Below are 7633 nucleotides of genomic sequence, written 5' to 3'. Positions count from 1 at the left end.
GAGGGCGGGCGCGGCGACGGCGGCGGGCAGGGCGGCGAGGAAGGTGCGACGGCGCATGGGCGGGCTCCTAGTTAGCGCCTTGCCCGTCGCGCGCCCGGCAGGGCGAGGCAACGAAAATCCTTCCTGAACGAGGAGGTGGCTCGCGCGACGCGCGTGAACACGAGGGAGTTTCACAATTCCCTGGCATCACCGGATTAACCCGCCCCACGACCGTCTGCCAAATGGCGGCGGATGCGCTTATCTAGTGCGCGCACCCGCCGACTTGTCAGTGTGCCGCAGCTGGCACGATGATTGGAGCGCCACCTGGGACCGTAAGCGGCGCGACCGGCGTCGCAGCGAAAGCCACCGGTACGTCCTCGCCAATGAAGCCAGTCACAGGCGCGCCGATCGGCATCTCTGCGGAATGACCGGTCATGAAGAAGCCAGCGGGCAAGAACGCCAGCGCCGAAACAGCTCCGGCTGCGACGCCGCCGGAGTGACCTTTATCATCGAAGCTCCCGGTGAGACGAACTTGCCGTCCGCCATAAGTAAGGTAAAGTAGCTGGGCGACGAAGCGCCCACTTTTCCCCCACATCCCTTTGTTTTTGACATCCGTGATCTCACCCACGGCCGGCGTCCCAGCTGGAATGACGACCTGATTTGCGACCATCAGCGGCTCGGTCGTCTCCAAATTGAAATGCTGTCCAACTCGCAACGCCTTACGATTGGTCGTGAGAACTTCGGTCAGCTTCAGTGGTACTCGGGCTCCAGTCTGCAACATCGTGTCGGTCTGTCCAGCCATCAAAGGTGCAGCGGTGGAGGTCGACGATGCCGCTGGAGCAGGTTGAGCGATAGGAGGGGTGACGGTCTGACCTTGGGCAACGGACGTGCCGAGCAGCGCTCCCGCGAGGGCCATCGATACCTTCATGTGTTCTCCCCATCCGACTCGCCCGACTTTCCGAGCCAAGCTGACAAAAACATGACGCCGCAATGAACAGAGTCAAGCCGGGCTCCAAGACCATCGATTTTCCGAATACCAGGTCATCTTAACCCTAGATCATCACCTTCTCGGCTTATCGGCCCCTCCCCGTGCCGGGGAGGGCTTAGCTTCGGCTCACTTCGCCCAGGCGACGATGCCGGCGATGACGGAGGCGGTCTCGTGCGGATCGCGGACCTTGACCGTGTCCAGCCCCATCGTCTTGGCCGGGTAATCGTTGCCGCCCGGAAAGATCGCGTCGCCCATGAACAGGAACTCGTCGAGCGCGAACTTTGAATGGTCGGCGAGCTTGCGCAGGCCATAGGCCTTGTCGACGCCCTCGCGCGTGATGTCGATCGAGGTGGCGCCGCCCATGTTGATCGACATCCCCGGCAGCCGCTGCCGCAGGTCGACCTGGATCACCGCGCGCTTGGCGAAATCGGGATCCCATTTCTCCTTGGCGTCCAGCGGCGCCTGCTGCCCCAGCGCGGAAAAGGTAATCTGCGAGCCGCGATCCTCGACCAGCTCGCCCCAGGTCTGTTCCGGCTTGAAGCCGGTCGCGTCGAGCGAGGCGGTGAACGCGTCCTTGATCTTCTGCTTGGTCGCGTCGTCGAACAGCTCGGCATAGACCGGCGACCAGTTGCCCTCGTGATGCGTGTACAGCTTGGTGCCGGTGGTCGGCATCAGCCACAGCCGGTCGAGGTTCGCGCGCGCGGGCAGGCGGCTGGCGACCTGCTTCTCGAACTGCGGCCAGTCGCCGCCGGAGATGACCGCCACGTCAGCGACGCCGAGCAGGTCGGCGAGCGCCTCGCTCATGAACGGTTCCAGCGGCTGCTTGGAGGCGGCGAGCGTGTTGTCGAGATCGAAGGCGACAAGCTTTTTCACGTTGGGACTCCGATGCGAGGGAGGATGAAGGCGTCGATGGCGTGCGCGACGCCATCGGCGTCGTTGGCGGCGGTCACAGCGTCGGCGGCGGCCTGGACGTTGGCGGGCGCGTTGCCCATCCCGACCGAATAGCCGGCGAGGCCGAGCATCGGCAGGTCGTTGTTCTGGTCCCCGATCGCGGCGGTCGCGTCGAGCCCGACGCCGATCGCCGCCGCCAGCGCGACGATGCCGGCGCCCTTGTTGGCTTCCAGCGCGGTGATGTCGAGATAATAGGTCTGGCTCTGCCCGACGGTGGCCTGGCCGGCGAACCGCGCGTCGATCCGCGCGTGCAGCTCGGCGAGCACCGCGGGCGTATCGGACACGAAGGTGATCTTGTCGGCGCGATCGAGGAACTCGCCGAAGTCGGCGCGAACCTCCTCCCGGCTGTTCGACGCGACGCGCTCATGCTCGACATGGACGCCCCGGTCGGTCGAACTGTACCAGCGATCGTCGGCGAACACCCAGCGATCGACCGCGAGGTCGCCCACGCACTCGAACACTCCGCGCGCGACCGCCGGGTCGACGACGTGATGCTCGCTGACGCCCCCCGCGCGCGTCCAGACGATCCCGCCGTTGAACGCGCCCATCGGGTGATCGATCGCCAGCGTGTCGGCGAGCGGACGCATGCCGGAAACGGGCCGGGCGGAGATGATGGTGAACGCGCAGCCTGCCCCCCGCAGCCGCGCCACCGCATCGGCGGTGGCGGGCGCGAGGCGCTTCTCCTTGTCGACCAGCGTGCCGTCAACGTCGGACACGACGAGCTTGATCGGATTCATCGGACTGCCTCGCCCTGCCCTGCCCTTCGACTTCGCTCGGGACGAACGGAAAAGGTCACTGCGGCATCTCGACGTGCCCGCCGAAGCCGAAGCGCATCGCGGACAGCACCTGATCGGCGAACGTATGGTCCTGGCGGCTGCGATAGCGGTTGAACAGCGCGGTCGCGAGCACGTTGACGGGCACCGCCTCTTCCATCGCCGCCTCGATCGTCCAATGCCCCTCGCCGGAGTCCGCGACCCGGCCGGAGAAGGAGGCGAGGTTCATGTCCTTGGCGAGCGCGGACGCGGTCAGATCGAGCAGCCAGGACGAGATCACCGAGCCGCGCCGCCACACCTCGGCGATGTCGGTGAGATTGAGGTCGTAGCGCTCGTCCTCCGGCAGCTTCTCCGACTTCTTGCCCTTGAGCACGTCGAAACCCTCGGCATAGGCCTGCATCAGCCCATATTCGATGCCGTTATGCACCATCTTGACGAAATGGCCCGCGCCCGCCGGGCCGGCATGGATATAGCCTTGTTCGGCGCGCGGGTCCTCGCCCTCGTTGGCCATCCGGTCCGGCGTGCGCGGGATGGTGCCGGTGCCGGGGGCCAGGCAGCTGAACACGGGGTCGAGCAGGTCCACCGACGCCTTGTCGCCGCCGATCATCATGCAATAGCCGCGCTCCAGCCCCCACACGCCGCCGGATGTGCCGACATCGATATAGTGGATGCCCTTGTCGGCCAGCGCCTTGGCGCGGCGGATGTCGTCCTTGTAGAAGCTGTTGCCGCCGTCGATGATGATGTCGCCGGCCTGGCCGTGCTCGGCGATGTGCTGCACCGTCTGCTCGGTGGGATCGCCGGCGGGCAGCATCACCCACCAGATGGCAGGGCTGTCCAGCTTGCCGCGCGCGTCGTCCAGTGACGACGCGGCCTGCGCGCCCTCGCCGGCGAGCATGTCCACCGTCTTCGCGTCACGGTCCCACACCACCATCTGGTGCCCGCCGCGCATCAGCCGGCGGCTGATGTTGCCGCCCATCCGGCCAAGGCCGATCATCGCCAGTTTCATGCAACCTCCGTGAGCCGTTCCATACCGTCGTCACCCTGAGCCTGTTTCAGGGTCGATGCGCGCCATCGCCGATGCATCGTCGCGCGTGGATGCTGAAACGAGTTCAGCATGACGTGACGTCTTATTCCGCGTGTGCCGGCTGCTTCTTCGCGATCGCGCCCAGCAGGTCCTCGAACGACTTGGCGAAGGACATCACGCCCTCCTCCACCAGCGTGTCGGTGACCTCGCCCAGATCGAGCCCGAGCCGCTCCGCCTGCGCCAACACGTGGTGCGCGCCGTCGACGTCCTGCGTCAGCGTCGGCGCCACCGTGCCCGTGTCGCGGAACGCGTCCATCGTCTCGGGCGGCATCGTGTTGACGGTGTCCGGCCCAATTAGCGAGTCGACGTACAGCGTCTTCGCATAGGCCTTGTCCTTCACGCCGGTCGACGCCCAGAGCAGGCGCTGCGGACGCGCGCCCTTCGCGACGAGCGCCTGCCAGCGCTCGGACGCGCTGAACTCCTGGAACCAGGCATAGGCGGCCTTGGCGTTGGCGATCGCCACGGCGCCGCGCAACGCCTTGGCCTCGTCCGTGCCGAGCGCGTCGATTTTCTTGTCGATCTTACCATCGATGCGGCTAACGAAGAACGACGCGACCGACGCGATCTTGTCGATCGGCTGCCCCTGCCGCACCCGCTCCTCCAGCCCGGTCGCATAGGCCTGCGCCACCTTCTGATAGGCGGCGAGCGAGAAGAGCAGCGTCACGTTGACGTTGATCCCCGCCGCGATCGTCGCGCTGATCGCGGGTGCGCCGGCGTCGGTGCCGGGGATCTTGATCATCAAATTGGGCTTGTCCACCGCGCGCCACAGCTTCTGCGCCTCCGCGATCGTCGCGTCGGTATCGTCGGCGATGGTCGGACGGACCTCCAGGCTGACATAGCCGTCACGCGCATCCAGCCGATCATAGACGGGGCGCAGGATGTCGGCGGCGGCGCGGATGTCCTCCACCGCCTGTGCCTCGTAGCGATCGATCGTCGGCTTGTCCGGATTGTCCCTGTCGAAACGGGCGAGGCTCTCGTCATAGGCGTCGCCGTGACCCATCGCTTTCTCGAAGATGGTCGGGTTGGAGGTGACGCCGGTCAGGCCATCCTCGTCGGCCAACTTCTTGAGCCCGCCGCTCGCGAGGAACTTGCGGTCAACGAAGTCGAGCCAGACGGCGGTGCCGGCGGCGGAGAGGTCCTGCAGCTTGCTCATGGTCACTCCTTGTCCGTCGATTCGGCTTCGGCGATCAGCGTCTTCGCCTTGTCGGTCACCTGGTCGGGCGTGAAGCCGTATTTGTCCGCCAGCTTGGCGAGCGGGGCCGAGGCGCCGAAGGTGGACATGGTGATCGTGTCGCCGTGGCTGCCGACATAGCGGTCCCAGCCCATCTCGCCCGCCATCTCGATCGCCAGCCGCGCCTTGCACGCGGGCGGCAATACCGAGTCGCGGTATGCCCGGTCCTGCTTTTCGAAACGATACCAGCTCGGCATCGAGACCACGCGGCTGCGCTTGCCGTCCGCCTTGAGCTGCTCATGCGCCTTGACCGCCAGCGACAGCTCGCTGCCCGTGGCGATCAGGATGATCTCCGGCTCGTCGCTGTCGGCGAGCACATAGGCACCCTTGAGCACGCCCTCGGCGGACGCGTATTTGCCGCGATCCAGCGTCGGCAGCGCCTGGCGCGACAGGATCAGCGCGGTGGGATGGTCGCCCGCCTCCAGCGCCGCGCGCCACGCCCAGCTGACCTCGTTGGCGTCGCCCGGCCGGATCGTGTCGAGCCCGGGCACCGCGCGCAGCGTGGCGAGATGCTCGATCGGCTGGTGCGTCGGCCCGTCCTCGCCGACCCCGATCGAGTCATGCGTGTAGACCCAGATCGAGCCGATCTCCATGATCGCCGACAGCCGCACCGGCGCACGCATGTAGTCGAGGAAGACGAGGAAGGTCGAACCATAGGACCGCACGTGCGACAGCGCCATGCCGTTGACCACGCCACCCATCCCGTGCTCGCGCACCCCGAAGTGGAAATTGCGGCCGCCGTAGTTCGACGCCTCGAAACTGTCCGCGCCCTTGATGTCAGTCTTGGTCGACGGCGACAGGTCGGCCGAGCCGCCGATCAGCCAGGGGATCTTCTTGGCGAGCGCGTTGAGCACCTTTCCGCCCGAGTCGCGCGACGCGATGCCCTTCTCGTCCGGCTCGAACACCGGCAGCGCGTCGATCCACCCCTCGGGCAGCCGATCCGCCAACATCAGCTCCAGCTCGGCGGCGAGGTCCGGCTGCTCGGTCCGATAGCGCGCGAGCGTCGCCTCCCACGCCTCGCGCAGTGGCTGCCCGCGCCCGGCGATCGCGCCGCCGACCGCGTCCTTGACGCCGTCGGGGATGTAGAATTGCTTGTCCGCCGGCCAGCCATAGGCCTCCTTGGTCTTGGCGACGGCTTCCTCGCCCAGCGCCTCGCCATGCGCCTTCTCGGTATTGGCCTTGGGGCTGCCCCAGCCGATCACCGACTTGACGACGATGAAGGTCGGGCGGTCGTCCGTCGCGCGGAACGTGTCGAGCGCGGCGGCGAGCGCGGCGGTGTCGTTGGCGTCGTCGACATGGATGACCTGCCATCCATAGCCCTCGAACCGCTTGCCCGTGTCCTCGATGAACGCCAGCGAGGTATGGCCCTCGATCGAAATGGTGTTGCTGTCATAGATCCAGCACAAATTCGACAGCTTAAGATGCCCGGCAAGCGACGCCGCCTCGCTGGTGACGCCTTCCATCATGTCGCCGTCGCCGCACAACGTGTAGACGTCGTGATCAAACAGGGTCAGCCCCGGCTTGTTGTAGCGCGCCGCCAGCCAGCGCTCGGCGATCGCCATGCCGACCGAGTTGCTGCACCCGGCGCCCAGCGGCCCGGTGGTGGTCTCGACCCCGGTGGTGTGACGATATTCGGGGTGGCCGGGCGTCTTGGACGAGAGCTGGCGGAACTGGCGGATGTCATCGAGCGACACCGCCTCCTTGCCCGTCTTCTCGCCGTCCGCGCCGATCTCCTCAATCCCGGCGAGGTGGATGAGCGCATAGAGCAGCATGGAGGCATGGCCGACCGACAGCACGAAGCGGTCGCGATTGGGCCAATCGGGCCGCGACGGATCATAGCGCAGGAACCTGGTCCAGATCGTGTGACCGACCGGGGCCAGCGCCATGGGCGTGCCGGGATGGCCGGAATTCGCCTTCTGCACCGCGTCCATCGATAGCGTGCGGATGGTGTCGATCTGAAGGCGCTCGGCGCTGCCGTCCTCGTGCACGTCGGGGGGAAGGATGGTGGCTTCGGCGTCGGCCATGACCAGTCTCGCGATAATGAGCCCCCCGAACGCAGGCGACCCGTGCTGGTTGCGCCCTAGCGGTTCCGTTCGCCTCGTTCCAGCCTCGTCACGACCCCGTCGATCGCGATGTAGGCGGCCGCGACCTCCGTCAGGAACAGCCCGTGGCCCACCACGCCGGGGATCGCCTGCAGCGCCGCAGCGAGGCGGGCGGGGTCGCTCGCGTCCCAGCCGCGCAGATCGGCGACAAGATTGCCGTTGTCGGTACGGTAGCCGCCGCCGCCGCGCGCCTCGACCCGCTCGCACAGCGCGCCCAGCCGCCTCCAGACGAAAGCGCGCGCGAACGGCAGCACCTCGACGGGCAGCTTTGCGGCGCCGAGTCGCTCGACCCGCTTGGCGCCGTCGGCGATCACCACCATGCGCGCCGACGCGGTCGCCACCGCCTTTTCACGCAGCATCGCGCCGCCCGCGCCCTTCACCGCGACGAGCGCGCCGTCGATCTCGTCGGCGCCGTCGATCGTCAGGTCCACCGCCGCCGTGTCGGCGAAGTCGAGCACCGCGATGCCCAGCGCCGCCGCGCGATCGGCGCTGGCGAGCGAGGTGGCGACCGCGCGCAGGCGCAAC

Annotated in this window: 7 protein-coding genes; all 7 read right to left on the bottom strand. The window is 67.3% G+C overall.

Annotated elements, in window-relative coordinates; translation table 11 throughout:
• Positions 1 to 265: 265 nt before the first annotated feature.
• A complete protein-coding gene (locus HUU95_RS04035) occupies positions 266 to 907 on the bottom strand; it encodes a hypothetical protein (RefSeq protein ID WP_174278930.1) in 642 nt (213 codons plus the stop codon).
• A gap of 186 nt (positions 908 to 1093) precedes the next feature.
• On the bottom strand, positions 1094 to 1840 hold the full coding sequence (locus HUU95_RS04030; protein ID WP_174278929.1) for an HAD-IIB family hydrolase: 747 nt from the start codon (positions 1838 to 1840) through the stop codon (positions 1094 to 1096).
• Positions 1837 to 2655 (bottom strand): Cof-type HAD-IIB family hydrolase, encoded by an 819-nt coding sequence (locus tag HUU95_RS04025; RefSeq protein WP_174278928.1) that lies wholly within the window; start codon positions 2653 to 2655, stop codon positions 1837 to 1839. The genes HUU95_RS04030 and HUU95_RS04025 overlap by 4 nt, the downstream gene beginning before the upstream one ends.
• A gap of 55 nt (positions 2656 to 2710) precedes the next feature.
• Positions 2711 to 3697: a phosphogluconate dehydrogenase (NAD(+)-dependent, decarboxylating) gene (gnd, locus tag HUU95_RS04020; protein ID WP_174278927.1), complete on the bottom strand. Its 987-nt coding sequence runs from the start codon at positions 3695 to 3697 to the stop codon at positions 2711 to 2713.
• 121 nt (positions 3698 to 3818) lie between these two features.
• Positions 3819 to 4928: a transaldolase gene (gene tal / locus HUU95_RS04015; protein WP_174278926.1), complete on the bottom strand. Its 1110-nt coding sequence runs from the start codon at positions 4926 to 4928 to the stop codon at positions 3819 to 3821.
• 2 nt (positions 4929 to 4930) lie between these two features.
• Positions 4931 to 7030, bottom strand: a complete 2100-nt coding sequence (gene tkt / locus HUU95_RS04010) for a transketolase (protein WP_174278925.1) — start codon at positions 7028 to 7030, stop codon at positions 4931 to 4933.
• A gap of 56 nt (positions 7031 to 7086) precedes the next feature.
• Positions 7087 to 7633, bottom strand: a 547-nt coding sequence (gene rpiA, locus HUU95_RS04005) for a ribose 5-phosphate isomerase A (RefSeq protein WP_174278924.1), incomplete at its 5' end; no start/stop codon positions are given.

This window comes from Sphingomonas bacterium, from assembly GCF_903643065.1.
Taxonomy (GTDB): domain Bacteria; phylum Pseudomonadota; class Alphaproteobacteria; order Sphingomonadales; family Sphingomonadaceae; genus Sphingomonas.
This window is presented reverse-complemented; position numbering and strand designations above follow the sequence as displayed.

What these genes read in the sequence shown, in the direction of transcription:
- HUU95_RS04035 (WP_174278930.1), bottom strand. Translation starts at nt 907, where the DNA reads ATGAAGGTATCGATGGCCCTCGCGGGAGCGCTGCTCGGCACGTCCGTT.
- HUU95_RS04025 (WP_174278928.1), bottom strand. Translation starts at nt 2,655, where the DNA reads ATGAATCCGATCAAGCTCGTCGTGTCCGACGTTGACGGCACGCTGGTC.
- gnd (WP_174278927.1), bottom strand. Translation starts at nt 3,697, where the DNA reads ATGAAACTGGCGATGATCGGCCTTGGCCGGATGGGCGGCAACATCAGC.
- tal (WP_174278926.1), bottom strand. Translation starts at nt 4,928, where the DNA reads ATGAGCAAGCTGCAGGACCTCTCCGCCGCCGGCACCGCCGTCTGGCTC.
- tkt (WP_174278925.1), bottom strand. Translation starts at nt 7,030, where the DNA reads ATGGCCGACGCCGAAGCCACCATCCTTCCCCCCGACGTGCACGAGGAC.